The organism is Pseudomonas sp. NPDC089428 (genome assembly GCF_044749325.1).
In the GTDB taxonomy this organism is placed as follows: Bacteria; Pseudomonadota; Gammaproteobacteria; order Pseudomonadales; family Pseudomonadaceae; genus Aquipseudomonas.
On sequence record NZ_JBIVHT010000002.1, the window covers coordinates 565,612 to 581,314 of the forward strand.

Sequence of the window (15,703 nt, forward strand, 5' to 3'; positions counted from 1 at the left end):
AGAAAAACTCACAGGTAACATGGCCCACGACCTCCCTCCCCTCAACGCCCTGCGGGCCTTCGAGGCCACTGCCAGGCTCAACAGCGTCAGCCAGGCGGCCGAAGCGCTGCACGTCACCCATGGTGCCGTCAGCCGGCAGATCAAGGTGCTTGAAGAGCACCTGAGTGTGGCTCTGTTCGTCAAGGACGGGCGTGGCATCAAACTCACAGATGCCGGGATGCGCCTGCGTGACGCCAGTGGTGAGGCGTTCGACCGCCTGCGCAGTGTGTGCGCCGAGTTGAGCCGGGATGTGAGCGAGGCGCCATTCGTGCTGGGGTGTTCCGGCAGCCTGCTGGCGCGCTGGTTCATCCCCCGCCTGGGGCGATTGAAGGCAGACCTGCCCGAGCTGCGCCTGCACTTGTCGGCGGGTGAAGGCGACCTTGACCCGCGCAGGCCCGGGCTGGATGCGTTGCTGGTGTATGCCGAACCGCCATGGCCTGCGGACATGCAAGTGCACGTGCTGGCGCAGGAGCGCATCGGCCCGGTGCTGAGCCCGCACTTCGCCGGCTTCGACCGCTTGCAGGCGGCACCTGCCAAGGCCCTGCTGGACGAAGCCCTGCTGCATACCACCTCACGCCCGCAGGCCTGGCCAACCTGGGCGGCAGAACAAGGACTGGAGGTGAACGCATTGCAGTATGGCCAGGCCTTCGAGCATCTGTATTACTTGCTGGAGGCTGCGGTTGCCGGCCTGGGGGTGGCGATCGCCCCGCAACCACTGGTTGCCGACGACCTGCGAGCGGGACGCTTGAGTGCGCCGTGGGGCTTTTCACCGACCCCTGCCGCGCTGGCGCTGTGGGTGCCGCGGCGCGCCGCAGATGGGCGCGCCGAGCAACTGGCGCAATGGCTACGCGCCGAGCTGGCCAGGCAAAGCGCTTAGCTGCGCTTGCACAGCAGGTACGCCGCCAGCAGGCCCAGTGCGCCAATGGCAACGCCAGCAGTGGTGTACGGGTGCTCCTGGGCGTAGTCGCGGGTGGCGATGCCGGTCTGGCGGGTGCGCTCTTTGACTTCCTCATAGGCATCGCTGATAAGGCTGCGCGAATGGCGCAGCGCGCTTTCGGCGTTGCTGCGCATCGCCTTTACTGACTTCTGGGTTTCCTCGGAGGCATCGTGCTTCAGGTTCTCCAGGCTTTTCAGCAGGCTTTCGATCTCCGCTTCCATGCTTTCCAGGGACGTTTTACGCAGCGAGTTGCGGTGCATGTTGACTCTCCTTTGCAGTATGGACTGTAAGGATTGCGACTCTCGGGCTGCGGGAAAGTGCGATCGAACTTTACTGAACGGCGATGGCTCGCAGGTAAACCAGGCCTGCGCTGCTAGGCTCAATCTGACCGTCACCCAAGGAGAGCGCTCATGACCGATCATCACACCTACAAGAAGATCGAGCTGGTGGGTTCGTCCCACACCAGCATCGAAGAGGCGATCAACAATGCCTTGGCCGAAGCCGGCAAGAGCATCAAGCACCTGGAATGGTTCGAAGTGGTCGATACCCGTGGCCATATCCGCGACAACAAGGCGGCGCACTTTCAGGTTACGTTGAAGGTTGGTTTCCGCATCGCCAACAGCTGAAACATTCCCGGGCTGGAATAGCCCGGCGTGATGGCGTTATAACTCCGGAGGGCGCCTTGGCGGCGCCCTTTTGGTCTTTTCTCATCTGTACAAGGAATGCGATCGATGAAGAAACTGGTGCTGGCGGTGGGCTTGATGGTGCTGACGGGCGGTGCGATGGCGGCCGGGAAACCGTGCGAAGAGCTCAAGGCGGAGATCGCAGCGAAGCTGGATGCCAAGGGTGTGAAGGGCTACAAGCTGGAGATCGTCAACAAAGGCGAACCGGCTGGCAAGGTTATCGGTACTTGTGAGGCAGGTCGCAAGGAAATTGTCTACCGCCGTGGCTGATGCGTTGCATTCTTCGCGGGTGAATCGGGCGCCGAACCGCCGCTCCCACAAGTACTGCACAGCCCTCGAAGGCGACGCTATGCCTGTGGGAGCGGGTTTACCCGCGAAGAAGGTCACTCGGCCTTGAGGGCCTGCGCCATCAGCTCATATGACCGAATCCGGTCTGCATGTTCATACAAATCGCAGGTAAAGATCAGCTCATCCGCTCCGGTCTGCGCCAGCAGTACCTCCACCTTGGCCCTGACCTTCTGCGGGCTGCCGATCATCGCCAGGCCCAGGAAACTCCCAACGGCATCGCGTTCATGGGGTAGCCACAGGCCGTCCATGCTCGGTACAGGGGGCTTTTGCATCAGGCTCTGGCCGCGAATCAACGCCAGGATGCGCTGGTACACCGAGGTGGCCAGGTATTCAGCCTTTTCGTCGGTTTCCGCCACCACCATCGGAATCCCCAGCATCACATAGGGCTTGTCCAGCGTGGTCGACGGCTTGAAATGGTCGCGATAGATGCGGATTGCCTCATGCATGAGGCGCGGCGCGAAATGCGAGGCAAAGGCGTACGGCATGCCGCGCATACCGGCCAGCTGGGCGCTGAACAGGCTTGAGCCGAGCAGCCACAGGGGGACGTTGGTGTCGTGGCCGGGAACGGCGATCACTTTTTGATCATCGGTACGTGGGCCCAGGTAGCGCGACAGCTCCTCGACATCATCCGGGAAATCGTCGGCGCTGCCTGCGCGGTCGCGGCGCAGGGCGTAGGCGGTCATCTGGTCAGAGCCTGGCGCACGGCCCAGACCCAGGTCGATACGTCCGGGGTACAGGCTGGCCAATGTGCCGAACTGCTCTGCGATCACCAACGGCGCATGGTTGGGCAGCATGATGCCGCCGGAACCGACGCGAATGGTCGAAGTACCACCTGCCAGATAGCCGATCAGTACCGAAGTGGCCGAGCTGGCGATACCGTCCATGTTGTGGTGTTCAGCCACCCAGAAGCGGTTATAGCCAAACCGCTCGACATGCCGGGCCAGGTCCAGCGAATTGTGCAGCGATTGCGCCGGGCCTTTATCGGCGCGCACCGGCACCAGGTCGAGGGTGGATATCTTCAGGTCACGCAACTGCGTCATTGGAGCCTCCGCAAGAGTGGTTGGCCCGGAGGCCTTGTTGACTCTGTATGGGCACATTCGCCGTATTCAATGCTCATTAGGCGATTGCTCTGAACTTGCCGTAGGACTATGACCTCGTAAACGTAGGTAAGTAACCCTATGACCAGGAGGCATCATGAAAAAGACAGCATCGGCGATCTGGCAAGGTGGCCTGAAGGATGGCAAAGGCCTGCTTTCCACCGAAAGCGGCGCACTCAAACAGAACCCCTATGGCTTCAACACCCGTTTCGAGGGCTCGCCGGGGACCAACCCGGAAGAGTTGATCGGTGCGGCCCATGCCGGTTGTTTCTCGATGGCGCTGTCGATGATGCTCGGTGAGGCAGGACTCACCGCGGACCGCATCGATACCATTGCCGAAGTCACCTTGGACAAGCAACCCGACGGCTTTGCCATCACCGCCGTGCACCTGATCCTCAAGGCCAAGGTGCCGGGGGCCAGCGAGGCGCAGTTCCTCGAAATCGCCAACAAGGCCAAGGCCGGTTGCCCGGTGTCGAAGGTGCTCAACGCCAAGATAAGCCTGGACGCTGCATTGGTGGGCTAGACGGCGCAACGGCGACGCTTTGCTGTAGTCTAAACAGCGTCGGCAGCGCAGCTGCCATTTCAGGAGCCGTTCCATGATTCGCGTAGCAATCGCCGTGCTGGCTTCGCTTGTGGCCACTTCTGCATTGGCGGCGGTGAAACCGTGCGAAGAACTCAAGGCTGAGATCGAAGCCAAGATCCAGGCCCAGGGTGTGACGTCCTATACCCTGGAAATCGTGCCCAACAGTGAGGTCAAGGATCAGAACATGATCGTCGGCACCTGTGATGGCGGGACGAAGAAGATCATCTACCAGAAAAACGATCGTTGAATGACTGGGGCCGCATTGCGGCCCCAGTGCTTGTTACGGAATGCAGAACACGTCGCTCGGCTCGTTGACCACCACATTGCGGCTGGCGTCGTACAGCAGCACCTGCGGGTCCATGACCGGCGCCCGCGCCTCCAGGCGATAGCGTTCGCCAGCCTTGAAGTCATCGAAGCGCACGGTCAGGTAACAGGTGCGTTCCTTGGGGCTGGTGAGCATGCCGCCGGCATAGATTTCGTAATCGAACCGCACCACCAGTTCATGCTTGCCAGGAGTTATCTGGAAGTAGCGGCCATCCTCCAGGCGCTGGCCATCCAGGCGGTCGGCCATCAGTATGCGCCCTGGGGTGACGGTGTAGAGATCGACCCACGCCTTGCTGGGGTCGACAGGTGGCAAGGGGCTGGCGCAAGCCCCCAGTGCACTGAGGGCGATCAGCATCATGGGCTGGCGCATGGCAAAACTCCCACTCGCGATACACGGGTTACAAGCATAGCGCCGTTTGTGCGGTTCAGGTGCGTTGGCAACCGGCTGGCAGGCCCTGACTGAGTAGTTTCTGCTGGTGGTCGTAGAGTTTGATCCAAGGGCGGAAGCCAATGCTGCCGGCTTGCAGCTGGTAGCGCTGGCCGGCGCTGAAGTCCTTGAAGGTCAGCTTGACCTGGCAATCACGCCACAGTGGCGCGTCGACCGGGCCGATGTTGCTCGGCGTCACCGGAAACTGGTAGCGCACGGTCAGTTCGTGGCTGCCGGGCTGCACTTCGAAGTAGCGGCTGTCGGCCCAGTCGCGCTCATCCACCTGTTTCGCGTCCAGCGACGTTTCGCCGTAGGGGGTAAGGTCTACCCAGGCCAGGTTCGGGTCCGGGTCCGGCAGGGTCGAACAGGCAGAAACCAGCAGCATTGAGCCGATGACCAACAGTGCACGCATGGCGAAACTCCCCCTTGGCGAGATAGTCTTGAAGCGCATCGGCCATGAGCGAGATGGATAGCCCCAGATGGATCTCTTTGTTCTTTTCAAGCGCTCAGGCCCTGGGCCACTCGACCGCCTTTTCAGGCCTTTGGTTCCGCTGCTGGGTGCCTTTCTGCTGAACGGTTGCAGCACTGTGGGGTATTACTCCCAGTTGGCCGAGGGGCAATGGCAGCTGTTGCGGGCACGCCAACCTGTGGACAAAGTGATCGCCGACCCGGCCAGCAGCCCGCAGTTACGCATCCGCCTCACCCATGCCGAAGAAGCGCGGGTGTTTGCCAGCGACCAGCTCAAGTTGCCTGACAATCGCAGCTACCGGCTCTACGCCGATCTGCAACGCCCCTATGTGGTGTGGAACGTGTTCGCCACACCGGAGCTTTCACTGCAACCAGTGACACACTGCTTCCCTGTCGCTGGCTGCGTCGCCTACCGCGGCTATTACCGCCAGGGTGCTGCGCGTGGTGCTGCGGCGTTGATGCGCCAGCAGGGCCGGGACGTTTACGTGAGCGGTGTTGAAGCCTACTCGACATTGGGCTGGTTCGATGACCCGATCCTCTCGTCGATGGTCGGTTGGGGGGATGAGCGGCTGGCCACGCTGATCTTCCATGAGCTGGCCCATCAGCGTTTCTATGTTCAGGACGACACCGAGTTCAACGAGTCATTTGCCACCTTCGTCGAGCAGGAGGGCACGCGGCAATGGCGCGCAGCGCGTGGGCTTGCAGCGATCGATGCGGAGCAGTCGCAGCGCAGCGACCAGTTCACCCGGTTGGTGCTGGCCAGCCGCGAGCGGTTGCAGGCGATCTATGCCGGGCCGCTGGACGATGCGCACAAGCGGGTGGCCAAGCAGGCAGAGTTCGAGCGTTTGCGGCGTGAATACAAGCAGGTGCGGGACAGCCAGTGGCACGGGGACAAACGCTATGACGCCTGGATCTATGCGCCATTGAGCAATGCCAAGCTGTTGCCGTTCGGGCTATATGACCAGTGGGTACCGGCGTTTGCGGCCCTGTTCCGGGAGGTGAATGGGGACTGGGCGCGGTTTTATGAACGGGTCGAGCAGCTTGGCAGATTGCCAGCTGCTGACAGGAAGGCGGCGTTGCAGCGGTTGATGTGAACCTGGGGGATCTTGGGGCTGCAAAGCAGCCCCATGGCCCTCAGGCCTGGATAAAGGCCTGATGCATATCGGCCACGGTCGCGAAGTGGAAGGCTGGCGCCTCGGCCTGCAACTCTTCCTGGCTGCCAAACCCGTACCCCACCGCCACCGCCTGCAAGCCATTGCTGTGGGCACCGATCAGGTCATGCTTGCGGTCGCCGATCATCAGCGTCTGCGCCGGATCCAGCCCTTCCGCGTCCAGCAGGTGGCGGATCAGCTCGACCTTGTTGGTCCGCGTGCCATCCAGCTCGCTACCGTAAATCACCTTGAAGTGGTGATCGAAAGCAAAGTGCCGGGCAATTTCCCGGGCGAATTCCCAGGGTTTTGAGGTGGCGATGTACAGCGTGCGGCCCTGGCCATTGAGTGCTTCGAGCAGCGCTGGCACCCCTTCGAACACCAGGTTTTCATACAGGCCGGTGACACGGAAGCGTTCCCGGTAGAAGTTCACCGCTTGCCACGCCTTGGCCTCATCGAAGCTGTAGAACTGCATGAAGGCCTGCAGCAGAGGTGGGCCGATGAAGTGTTCGAGGCGGGTCAGGTCGGGCTCGTCGATGCCCAGCTTGGCCAGGGCGTACTGGATCGAGCGGGTGATGCCCAGGCGCGGGTCGGTCAAGGTACCGTCGAGGTCGAAGAGGATGTTCTGCTGGTGCATGTTCGTCTCGGTAGTCGGGTTCATTGCGCTTGGTCGTAGCCTTCGGCCAGGTGCTGGTCCTTGAGCTTGACGTAGTTGCCGGCGCTGTAAGGGAAGAAGGCGTGCTCCTGTTCGCTGAGCAGCCTGACCTGTTTCACCGGGCTGCCCATGTACAGGTAGCCACTGACCAGGCGTTTGCCGGGCGGCACCAGGCTGCCGGCACCGATGATCACTTCGTCTTCGACAATGGCGCCATCCATGATGGTGCTGCCCATGCCGACCAGGATGCGGTTGCCCAGGGTGCAGCCATGCAGCATGACCTTGTGGCCGATGGTCACCTCGTCACCGATGATCAGCGGAAAACCGTCGGGGTTGAAGGGCCCTGCGTGGGTGATGTGCAGCACGCTGCCGTCCTGCACGCTGGTGCGTGCGCCGATGCGGATGCGGTGCATGTCGCCGCGGATCACCGTCAGTGGCCAGACAGAGCTGTCTTCACCGATTTCAACATCGCCCAGGACCACCGCCGAACGGTCGACGAAAGCCCGAAGTCCCACTTTCGGAGTGTGTTGCTGGAAGCTGCGGATGGCCATGATAGCGTCTCTCATCTGTGCCGATAGGCAGGCTGCCTGCTGCGGTCGGCGTCGATTGTAATTAAGATGGGGCAGTGTTTCTCCTGCCAAGGTATCCGAACCGTGAGTGCGAACAACCCGCTTCTGCAGTCCTACGATCTGCCGCCCTTCTCGCAAATCCGTGCCGAACACGTGTTGCCGGCGATCGAAACGATCCTGGCCGACAACCGTAAAGCCATTGCCGAGATCCTCGAACAGCAGGGCAACAACCCTACCTGGGCTGGCCTGGTGCTGGCCATGGACGAACTGAACGACCGACTGGGCGCCGCCTGGAGCCCGGTCAGCCACCTCAATGCGGTGTGCAACAGCCAGGAACTGCGGGAGGCTTACGAGTCCTGCCTGCCAGCGCTGAGCGCCTACTCTACCGAACTGGGCCAGAACCGTGCGCTGTTCGACGCCTACCAGGCGCTGGTCAACAGCCCGGAGGCTGCCAGCTTCGACGTGGCGCAGAAGACTATCCTCGACCACGCCCTGCGTGACTTCCGCCTGTCGGGCATCGACCTGCCGGCCGACCAGCAGCAGCGTTATGCCGAAGTGCAGAGCAAGCTGAGCGAGTTGGGCAGCCGTTTTTCCAACCAGCTGCTCGACGCCACCCAGGCCTGGACCAAGCACGTCACCGACGAAGCCGCGCTGGCCGGCCTGACCGATTCGGCCAAGGCGCAGATGGCCGCTGCCGCCCAGGCCAAGGGCCTTGACGGCTGGCTGATCACCCTGGAATTCCCCAGCTACTACGCGGTGATGACCTACGCCAGCGATCGCGCCCTGCGCGAAGAGCTGTACGCCGCCTACTGCACCCGTGCCTCGGACCAGGGCCCGAATGCCGGCCAGTTCGACAACGGCCCGGTGATGCAGCAGATCCTCGACCTGCGCCAGGAACTGGCCGGGCTGCTGGGTTACAAGAATTACGCCGAGCTGAGCCTGGCGACCAAGATGGCCGAGTCCAGCGACCAGGTGCTGAGCTTCCTGCGTGACCTGGCCAAGCGCTCCAAGCCGTTTGCCGCCCAGGACCTGGAGCAGCTCAAGGCCTACGCCGCCGAGCAAGGCTGCCCTGAGTTGGCCAGCTGGGACGCCGGTTATTTCGGCGAGAAGCTGCGCGAGCAGCGTTACAGCGTGTCGCAGGAAACCCTGCGCGCCTACTTCCCGATCGACAAGGTACTCAGCGGCCTGTTCAGCATCGTCCAGCGCCTTTACGGCATCGAGATCGCCGAACTCAAGGGCTTCGACAGCTGGCACCCGGACGTACGCCTGTTCGAGATCAAGGAAAACGGCCAGCACGTCGGCCGCTTCTTCTTCGACCTCTACGCCCGCGCCAACAAGCGTGGCGGTGCCTGGATGGACGGCGCCCGCGACCGTCGGCGCACGGCTGGTGGCGAGCTGCAGAGCCCGGTCGCCAACCTGGTGTGCAACTTCACCCCGGCCGCACCTGGCAAGCCTGCGCTGCTGACCCACGATGAAGTCACCACGCTGTTCCACGAGTTCGGCCACGGTCTGCACCACATGCTGACCCGCATCGAGCACGCCGGTGTTTCCGGCATCAACGGTGTGGCCTGGGACGCGGTCGAACTGCCGAGCCAGTTCATGGAAAACTGGTGCTGGGAGCCGGAAGGCCTGGCGCTGATCTCCGGCCATTACGAAACCGGTGCAGCCTTGCCCCAGGACCTGCTGGACAAGATGCTGGCGGCGAAGAACTTCCAGTCCGGCATGATGATGGTGCGTCAGCTGGAGTTCTCGCTGTTCGACTTCGAGTTGCACGCCAGCCACGGCGATGGCCGCAGTGTGCTGCAGGTGCTCGAAGGTGTGCGTGACGAGGTGTCGGTGATGCGCCCGCCAGCGTACAACCGCTTCCCCAACAGCTTCGCGCACATCTTCGCTGGCGGTTATGCGGCGGGCTACTACAGCTACAAGTGGGCTGAAGTGCTGTCGGCCGACGCCTTCTCGCGCTTCGAGGAAGAGGGCGTGCTGAATGCCGAGACCGGCCGTGCGTTCCGCGAAGCGATCCTGGCCCGCGGCGGCTCGCGTGAACCCATGGAGCTGTTCGTGGACTTCCGTGGGCGTGAGCCTTCCATTGATGCATTGCTGCGCCACAGTGGCCTGACCGAGGACGCTGCGGCATGACCGAGGTAGCTGTGAACAAGACCAAGAAACGCTTCATCGCCGGGGCGGTGTGCCCGGCGTGCAGCGAGCCCGACAAGCTGATGATGTGGAGCGAAGACGACGTGCCGCATCGCGAGTGCGTGGCCTGTGGCTTCACCGACACCCTCAACGAGCAGGGCCTGTCGGTGCCCAAGGAGCTCGGTACGCGGGTTAACCAGCTGGCGCCGAAGGCGGCGCCGGCCAAGGTCCAGACCGTGCAGTTCTTCCCTAACCCGAAGCTGAAGAAACCGGCTGAATGAAGCCGTCTTGCCTGCCTGGGCCATGTGCCCAGGCAGGCATCCCCATGCTGCTCGCCGGTAGTAGATACTCAGGCCATTTCCCACTCGCCAGCCATGCATGCTCGCTTGCTCCTCGACATGAGCAAGGTGAAGTACCGTGGACAACCCTCTCCTGCAAAGCAGCCAAATTCCGGTCGACTATCCATCGATTACCCTCGAAAACATGGCTGACGCCTTCGATTACGTGCTAGAGGCGCATGAGCAAGGCATTGCGCGGATCATCGAGCGGCAGCAGGCCCTTCCTACCTGGGACGACCTGGTGCTGGCGGTAGATGGCCTGGACGCACAGCTACTGGCAGTGCTCTACGCTTGTTTGCCACTTGTGGGCAAGGGCGCTGACTGGGGGCAGGCATTCGGCAGCTATTTCGACAAGACGGTAACGCGCTTCGACCAGAAGTTCTGCAACAGCCGGCTGCAGGTCTTGTATGAGCGCTTGTCGAACACGGCCAACGGCGTGAATCTGGATGCCGCCAAGCGTGCCACCCTGCGCTGGCACCTCGGCAAGTTTGCTATAAGCGGCGCCGCGCTGGCAGAACAGGACAAACCCCGTCTTGCCCAGTTGCAGGCTCAGATTGGCGCGCTGCGGGCAACCTTTCTGGCCAATATAGGCCGGCCTGGGCTGCTGATTGCAAACGAGGCGCAGTTGCAGGGGTTGCCGCAAAGGCTGCGCGAGGAGCTGGCGGCACAGGCTAAAGCGGCTGGGGAACAGGGCTGGCTCATTGCTTGTGAAACCGCAGTCACCGAGGCAGTTCTAAACCAGGCGCAGCATCGCCCGCTACGCGAAAGGGTTTATCGCGCCTTTCACCTGCGCGGTGTAAGTAGCGACGCGGAACTGGATAACGGTACCCACCTGCAGCGGTTGGCGCAGCTGCTGGACGAGAAAGCCCGTTTGTTGGGCTACGCCAGTCACCTCGACCTCAGCCTGCTTGCCAAGAGCGCCGGCTCGGCCAGTCAGGTACGCGAATTTCTGTATGCACTGGCAAAGGATCTGCGCCCTGCGCTGGAGCAATGGCGTGCGGGTCTTCAACGACAGGCAGTGGTTCAACACCTGCAACAGGTCGAACCCTGGGATGTTGGCTATCTACAGAACCGTGGCGGCGAGGTGCAGGCTGACACCGAGTTCCGCGAGCACTTCCCGCTGAAAACCGTAGTGGCGGCCCTGGTGGACCTGGCGCAGCGACTCTTTGCCCTTGAGCTGCGGCCCGTGGCACTGGCGACGTGGGACGCTAGCGTGCAGACCTTCGAGGTTTGGCAGGATCACGCTCGTGTTGGTTTCTTCTACCTGGATGCAGTTCAGCATGCCGGCAAGCAGGCCGATGCGGTGTATACCAACTATGTCCGTAACCGCCGGGTGGATGCCGAGGGTATCTATCACGCAGCGGTGGTGGTGGTGAACAGTGATATTCCAGCTGCACTGGCGGGCGCCGAGCCGCTATTGGACCACCTGTCGCTGCGCAAGCTGTATCACGAGTTCGGTCACGCCTTGCATCACCTGTTGGTACGCACCGGCAACCATGTCATGTCCAACGTGACCGAGCTGGGTACCGATGGTGTGGAGCTTTTCGGCAAGTTGTTCGAGCGTTGGGTGTGGAATGCACGCTACCTGGCCTCCATTGCCACGCCGCGCCCGGATGGCAGCGGCATGAGCCAGTCCGAGGCTGAACGCTACCTGGTGCAGTATCGCCAAGCCGATATAGGCGACACCGGCCGTGAGCTGAGCCTGGCACTTTTCGATCTGGACCTGCATGACACGCCGTTGGACGGCAGAAGCCTGGCTCAGCGCCTGGCCGATGCGCGCGAGCGTTGTGGGTATTGGCCGTTGGCTGATTTCGAACGGCCCGCCCATGCGTTCGATCACCTGGTCACTGGTTACGATGCAGGTTTTTATGCCTACCTATGGGCCGATGTTCATGCATTCGACCTGTTTACCCGCTTCGAAGCCAATGGCTTGCTGGACCGTGCCACAGGCAAGGCATTGCAAGAGGCGCTGTTCGAGCCGGGTGCGTCACGCCCGCTGAGGGAGGGGCTGGAAACTTTCCTCGGGCGCTCGCCCAACCAGCAAGCCTATTTGCGCTGGCACGCCGTGTCCTGACCGGAGGGGCTGGTCATATCGCAGGGATGCAGATACTGTATATGAATACAGTATCAGGGGTTGGCGATGATACCTCCAGCAGCGTTAAAGGGCCGTGGTACGGCTCACAATCCGCATAACCGCTTCGCACCCAACCATTCGGTGGCGGAGGACGACGGCTGGTACCAGGAGGTGCCCCAGACCCAGGGTACCGAGGTGCGCATCGAGACGGCGAAATCGGTCATCAGCCGCAACACTTCCCCCGACCTCCCCTTCGACCGTTCGATCAATCCCTACCGAGGTTGCGAGCATGGTTGCATCTACTGCTATGCCCGCCCTTCGCATGCCTACTGGGATCTGTCTCCAGGTTTGGATTTCGAGACCAAGCTGATTGCCAAGACCAACGCAGCCGAAGTGCTTGCGCAACAGCTGAGCAAGCCGGGCTACGTCTGTGCACCCATCAACCTGGGCTCCAACACCGACCCTTACCAGCCGATCGAGCGGGAGCAGCAACTGACAAGGCGGATACTGGAAGTGCTGCTGCGGTTTCGGCACCCGGTGACCATCGTCACCAAGGGCGCGCTGGTATTGCGCGACCTCGACCTGCTGGCCGAAATGGCCAGCCAGCGTCTGGCCCGGGTGATGATCAGCCTCACTACCCTGGACGATGACCTCAAGCGGGTGCTTGAGCCGCGCGCGGCGTCACCCAGTGCCAGGTTGCGGGCCATTCGCGTATTGCGCGAGGCCGGTGTGCCGGTGGGTGTGCTGTGTTCACCGATGATCCCGATGATCAACGACAGCGAGCTGGAACGTTTGCTGGAGGCTGCCAAGGAAGCGGGCGCGCAGAGCGCTGCCTACATGATGCTGCGCCTGCCTTTGGAAGTGGCGCCATTATTCGAACAGTGGCTACAGGACCATTACCCGCAGCGGGCCACCCATGTGCTCAGCCTGATTCGCCAGAGCCGGGGTGGCGAGTTGTATGACAGCCGCTTTGGTGCGCGAATGCGTGGCGAAGGAATTTTTGCCGAGTTGTTGGCGCAGCGTTTTGCCAAGGCCATGAAGCGCCTGGATTTTGCCGGGCGCGAGGCGCAGTCTCTGGACTGCTCGGCGTTCTGCCCGCCGGGTGGGCAGATGGCATTGTTCTGATGACAGTGGCCATCCCCAGCTCAGCTAATCCGAGATGATAATTATGCTAATGGCTCTTGGCAGTTGATGCTTTTTTGCTATTATTCAATTCCCGCCTATCCGATCTGGAACACCCGTTCTAGAGCCTTCGAATTAAGTTTCAGTTAAGTTTTCCCCGCTAGCGTAGGAATCCAGTCAGCGAAGACTGTGATCTATCGCTCTCGCGCGTCATCTAAATCTGCGCATAGCCAGAATCTTTCACCGGTAAAATGGATTTACCTACACACCGTCAAGAGGATGAATCATGCCCGTCAAGGACCCATCCAAGGTCATTCCGCAAGCCCCCGCGGAGAGCGCCGATGCCGCCCTGAAGCACATCGTCGACGGCTTCCTGCGCTTTCACCATGACGTCTTCCCCGAGCAGCAAGAGCTGTTCAAGAAGCTCGCCACCGCGCAAACCCCGCGCGCCATGTTCATCACCTGTGCCGACTCGCGCATTGTTCCCGAACTGATTACCCAGAGCTCGCCGGGCGACCTGTTCGTGACCCGTAACGTCGGTAACGTGGTACCCCCTTACGGCCAGATGAACGGCGGCGTGTCCAGCGCCATCGAGTACGCCGTGTCGGCATTGAAGGTGCACCACATCATCATCTGCGGTCACTCTGACTGTGGCGCCATGCGTGCGGTGCTCAACCCGCAGTCGTTGACCAAGATGCCAACGGTTTCCGCCTGGCTGCGCCATGCGGAAGTGGCTCGTACCGTGGTCGAGAACAACTGTTCCTGCGGCAGCGAGCACGAAACCATGCAAGTGCTGACCAAGGAAAACGTGATCGCCCAGTTGCATCACCTGCGTACGCACCCGTCGGTGGCGTCGCGCCTCGCCGCGGGTGAGCTGTACATCCACGGCTGGGTCTACGACATCGAAACCAGCAAGATCGAAGCCTACGACGCCGCCAGCGACAGCTTCCTGCCCCTGGCTGCTGGCGAGCCGATCCCGAGCGCCACTCCGAGAGGCCGCTACTAAGCGACCCGTCCAACGCTGAACCTTGAATAGCCGGCTGCACCCATCGCGGGTGTGGCGCGGCCTTCGGCTGCCTTGAAAATGCCCTGACTGCCCTGCCGGCGATTTCGCTGGCGGCCTGCGCCTGCGCGTTCGTCAGGGACCAAACGTGCCCACGGCCAGAGGAATGGCCGTGCGACAGAGAAAGGAGAACGATGGTGAACATGACACAGTTGAAAGCGGCCCTGCCGCGTGAGTTGCTGGCGTCGGTGGTGGTGTTCCTGGTCGCCCTGCCGTTGTGCATGGGCATTGCGATCGCGTCGGGCATGCCGCCGGCCAAGGGCCTGATCACCGGCATCATCGGCGGTATCGTGGTCGGCTTCCTGGCGGGTTCGCCGCTGCAGGTCAGTGGCCCGGCAGCTGGCCTGGCGGTACTGGTGTTCGAGCTGGTACGCCAGCACGGCATGGCGATGCTCGGGCCGATTCTGCTGCTCGCCGGCATCCTGCAGTTGCTGGCCGGGCGTTTGCGCCTGGGTTGCTGGTTCCGGGTCACGGCGCCGGCAGTGGTTTACGGCATGCTCGCCGGTATCGGTGTGCTGATCGTGCTGTCCCAGGTGCACGTGATGTTCGACACGGCGCCACAGCCGTCGGGTATGCAGAACCTGCTGGAATTCCCGTCTACCGTGGCCGCGGCCCTGCCGCTTGAAAATGCAGGTTCTGGCTGGATGGCTGGCGCGCTGGGCTTGGGCACCATTGCCATCATGTGGGGTTGGGAACGCCTGCGGCCACAGAAGCTGCGCTTCGTGCCGGGCGCCTTGTTGGGCGTAGCGGCGATGACCGCCATTGCGATGTGGCTGGCGTTACCGGTGAACCGGGTGCAGGTTCCGGCGGACCTTTCCGAAGCGATCGACTGGATCCGCCCCGACGATTTGATGAAACTGGCCGACCCGACCCTGCTGGTGGCGGCATTTGCCCTGGCCTTCATCGCCAGTGCCGAGACGCTGCTGTCAGCGGCTGCCGTGGACCGTATGCACAGTGGCCAGCGTTCGGATTTTGACCGTGAACTGTCGGCGCAGGGCATCGGCAACATGCTCTGTGGTGTGCTGGGTGCATTACCGATGACCGGGGTGATCGTGCGCAGTTCGGCCAACGTTCAGGCTGGCGCGCAAACCCGTGCTTCGGCAATTCTGCATGGCCTGTGGTTACTGGCGTTCGTGGTGGTGCTGAGCAGCGTGCTGCAGCAAATTCCAGTGGCGAGCCTGGCCGGGGTGCTGGTGTTCACCGGCGTGAAACTGGTGGATTTCAAGGCGTTTCGAGGGTTGGGCCGTTATGGGCGGATGCCGATGTTCACCTACGCGGCTACCGCGCTGGCGATCATCTTTACCGACCTGCTGACCGGCGTGCTGTTAGGCTTTGCCCTGACCTTGCTGAAGCTGGCGTTCAAGGCGGCGCGGCTGAAGATCAACCTGGTGAGCCTGGAGAAAAACGGCCATATGGAGCTGCGGCTCAGTGGCGCGGCGACTTTCCTGAAGGTGCCGGCGTTGACCCAGGTGCTCGATACCGTGCCGGCGGGGACGACTTTGCATGTGCCGTTGGGCAACCTGAGCTATATCGACCATTCGTGCCTGGAACTGCTTGAGGACTGGCACCGCAGCAACGCGGCCAATGGTGCGCGGCTGGTGATCGAGCAGCGGCGCTTGAAGCGGCGGATCGAGGGGAGGCTGCGCACCACGGCTGGCGTGGGGGCCTGAGCTGAAGGGTTGTGTTGCCTGGCCG

General features: G+C 62.2%; 18 protein-coding genes. 12 read left to right on the forward strand and 6 right to left on the reverse strand.

What is annotated here, in order from left to right; translation table 11 throughout:
- Window positions 1-19 precede the first annotated feature (19 nt).
- On the forward strand, window positions 20-916 hold the full coding sequence (locus tag ACIPZ5_RS05920; protein ID WP_400807237.1) for a LysR family transcriptional regulator: 897 nt from the start codon (window positions 20-22) through the stop codon (window positions 914-916).
- On the opposite strand, the gene ACIPZ5_RS05925 is transcribed toward ACIPZ5_RS05920, so the two are convergent.
- The gene (locus tag ACIPZ5_RS05925; protein ID WP_261942149.1) at window positions 913-1,236 is read right to left on the reverse strand and encodes a YqjD family protein; all 324 of its coding nucleotides are present in this window, start codon (window positions 1,234-1,236) and stop codon (window positions 913-915) included. The two genes, ACIPZ5_RS05920 and ACIPZ5_RS05925, sit on opposite strands and share 4 nt — an antisense overlap.
- Before the next feature lie 150 nt (window positions 1,237-1,386).
- On the opposite strand from ACIPZ5_RS05925, the gene ACIPZ5_RS05930 reads away from it, so the two are divergent.
- Together ACIPZ5_RS05930 and ACIPZ5_RS05935 are read left to right on the forward strand one after the other, a co-directional pair.
- Complete coding sequence (locus ACIPZ5_RS05930) at window positions 1,387-1,602, forward strand: dodecin (RefSeq protein WP_103448359.1); 216 nt, start codon at window positions 1,387-1,389, stop codon at window positions 1,600-1,602.
- A gap of 105 nt (window positions 1,603-1,707) precedes the next feature.
- A complete protein-coding gene (locus tag ACIPZ5_RS05935; RefSeq protein WP_400807240.1) occupies window positions 1,708-1,929 on the forward strand; it encodes a DUF1161 domain-containing protein in 222 nt (73 codons plus the stop codon).
- A 113-nt stretch (window positions 1,930-2,042) separates the two neighbouring features.
- Here ACIPZ5_RS05935 and ACIPZ5_RS05940 read toward each other — a convergent pair whose 3' ends face one another.
- Complete coding sequence (locus tag ACIPZ5_RS05940; protein ID WP_400807243.1) at window positions 2,043-3,047, reverse strand: LLM class flavin-dependent oxidoreductase; 1,005 nt, start codon at window positions 3,045-3,047, stop codon at window positions 2,043-2,045.
- A 154-nt stretch (window positions 3,048-3,201) separates the two neighbouring features.
- Here ACIPZ5_RS05940 and ACIPZ5_RS05945 point away from each other — a divergent pair, with 154 nt between their 5' ends.
- Complete coding sequence (locus ACIPZ5_RS05945; protein WP_060507803.1) at window positions 3,202-3,627, forward strand: OsmC family protein; 426 nt, start codon at window positions 3,202-3,204, stop codon at window positions 3,625-3,627.
- 73 nt (window positions 3,628-3,700) lie between these two features.
- Window positions 3,701-3,934, forward strand: a complete 234-nt coding sequence (locus tag ACIPZ5_RS05950) for a DUF1161 domain-containing protein (RefSeq protein ID WP_027917153.1) — start codon at window positions 3,701-3,703, stop codon at window positions 3,932-3,934.
- A 33-nt stretch (window positions 3,935-3,967) separates the two neighbouring features.
- On the opposite strand, the gene ACIPZ5_RS05955 is transcribed toward ACIPZ5_RS05950, so the two are convergent.
- A complete protein-coding gene (locus ACIPZ5_RS05955; protein WP_400807246.1) occupies window positions 3,968-4,381 on the reverse strand; it encodes a hypothetical protein in 414 nt (137 codons plus the stop codon).
- 55 nt (window positions 4,382-4,436) lie between these two features.
- Complete coding sequence (locus ACIPZ5_RS05960) at window positions 4,437-4,850, reverse strand: hypothetical protein (RefSeq protein WP_261942153.1); 414 nt, start codon at window positions 4,848-4,850, stop codon at window positions 4,437-4,439.
- 67 nt (window positions 4,851-4,917) lie between these two features.
- Here ACIPZ5_RS05960 and ACIPZ5_RS05965 point away from each other — a divergent pair, with 67 nt between their 5' ends.
- Window positions 4,918-6,000: an aminopeptidase gene (locus ACIPZ5_RS05965; RefSeq protein ID WP_400807248.1), complete on the forward strand. Its 1,083-nt coding sequence runs from the start codon at window positions 4,918-4,920 to the stop codon at window positions 5,998-6,000.
- Window positions 6,001-6,040: 40 nt separating this feature from the next.
- Here the strand turns inward: ACIPZ5_RS05965 and ACIPZ5_RS05970 are convergent, their stop codons facing one another.
- Together ACIPZ5_RS05970 and ACIPZ5_RS05975 are read right to left on the reverse strand one after the other, a co-directional pair.
- Entirely contained in the window at window positions 6,041-6,691 is a 651-nt protein-coding gene (locus ACIPZ5_RS05970; RefSeq protein ID WP_400807322.1) for an HAD family hydrolase, read from the reverse strand.
- A 20-nt stretch (window positions 6,692-6,711) separates the two neighbouring features.
- Entirely contained in the window at window positions 6,712-7,260 is a 549-nt protein-coding gene (locus tag ACIPZ5_RS05975) for a gamma carbonic anhydrase family protein (RefSeq protein WP_313711037.1), read from the reverse strand.
- A 66-nt stretch (window positions 7,261-7,326) separates the two neighbouring features.
- Between ACIPZ5_RS05975 and prlC the strand changes: the two genes are divergently transcribed.
- The 6 genes from prlC (at window position 7,327) to ACIPZ5_RS06005 (ending at window position 15,678) form a co-directional block, all read left to right on the forward strand.
- Window positions 7,327-9,414, forward strand: coding sequence for an oligopeptidase A (prlC, locus tag ACIPZ5_RS05980; protein WP_343594702.1), 2,088 nt, complete (start codon window positions 7,327-7,329; stop codon window positions 9,412-9,414).
- Entirely contained in the window at window positions 9,411-9,692 is a 282-nt protein-coding gene (locus ACIPZ5_RS05985; RefSeq protein WP_085676601.1) for a YheV family putative zinc ribbon protein, read from the forward strand. The genes prlC and ACIPZ5_RS05985 overlap by 4 nt, the downstream gene beginning before the upstream one ends.
- A gap of 136 nt (window positions 9,693-9,828) precedes the next feature.
- Complete coding sequence (locus ACIPZ5_RS05990; RefSeq protein ID WP_400807252.1) at window positions 9,829-11,823, forward strand: M3 family metallopeptidase; 1,995 nt, start codon at window positions 9,829-9,831, stop codon at window positions 11,821-11,823.
- A gap of 66 nt (window positions 11,824-11,889) precedes the next feature.
- Window positions 11,890-12,948, forward strand: a complete 1,059-nt coding sequence (locus ACIPZ5_RS05995) for a PA0069 family radical SAM protein (protein ID WP_400807255.1) — start codon at window positions 11,890-11,892, stop codon at window positions 12,946-12,948.
- 283 nt (window positions 12,949-13,231) lie between these two features.
- A complete protein-coding gene (locus ACIPZ5_RS06000) occupies window positions 13,232-13,951 on the forward strand; it encodes a carbonic anhydrase (protein ID WP_085676604.1) in 720 nt (239 codons plus the stop codon).
- Between the two features lie 191 nt (window positions 13,952-14,142).
- On the forward strand, window positions 14,143-15,678 hold the full coding sequence (locus tag ACIPZ5_RS06005; RefSeq protein ID WP_400807259.1) for a SulP family inorganic anion transporter: 1,536 nt from the start codon (window positions 14,143-14,145) through the stop codon (window positions 15,676-15,678).
- The last annotated feature ends 25 nt before the right edge of the window (window positions 15,679-15,703 follow it).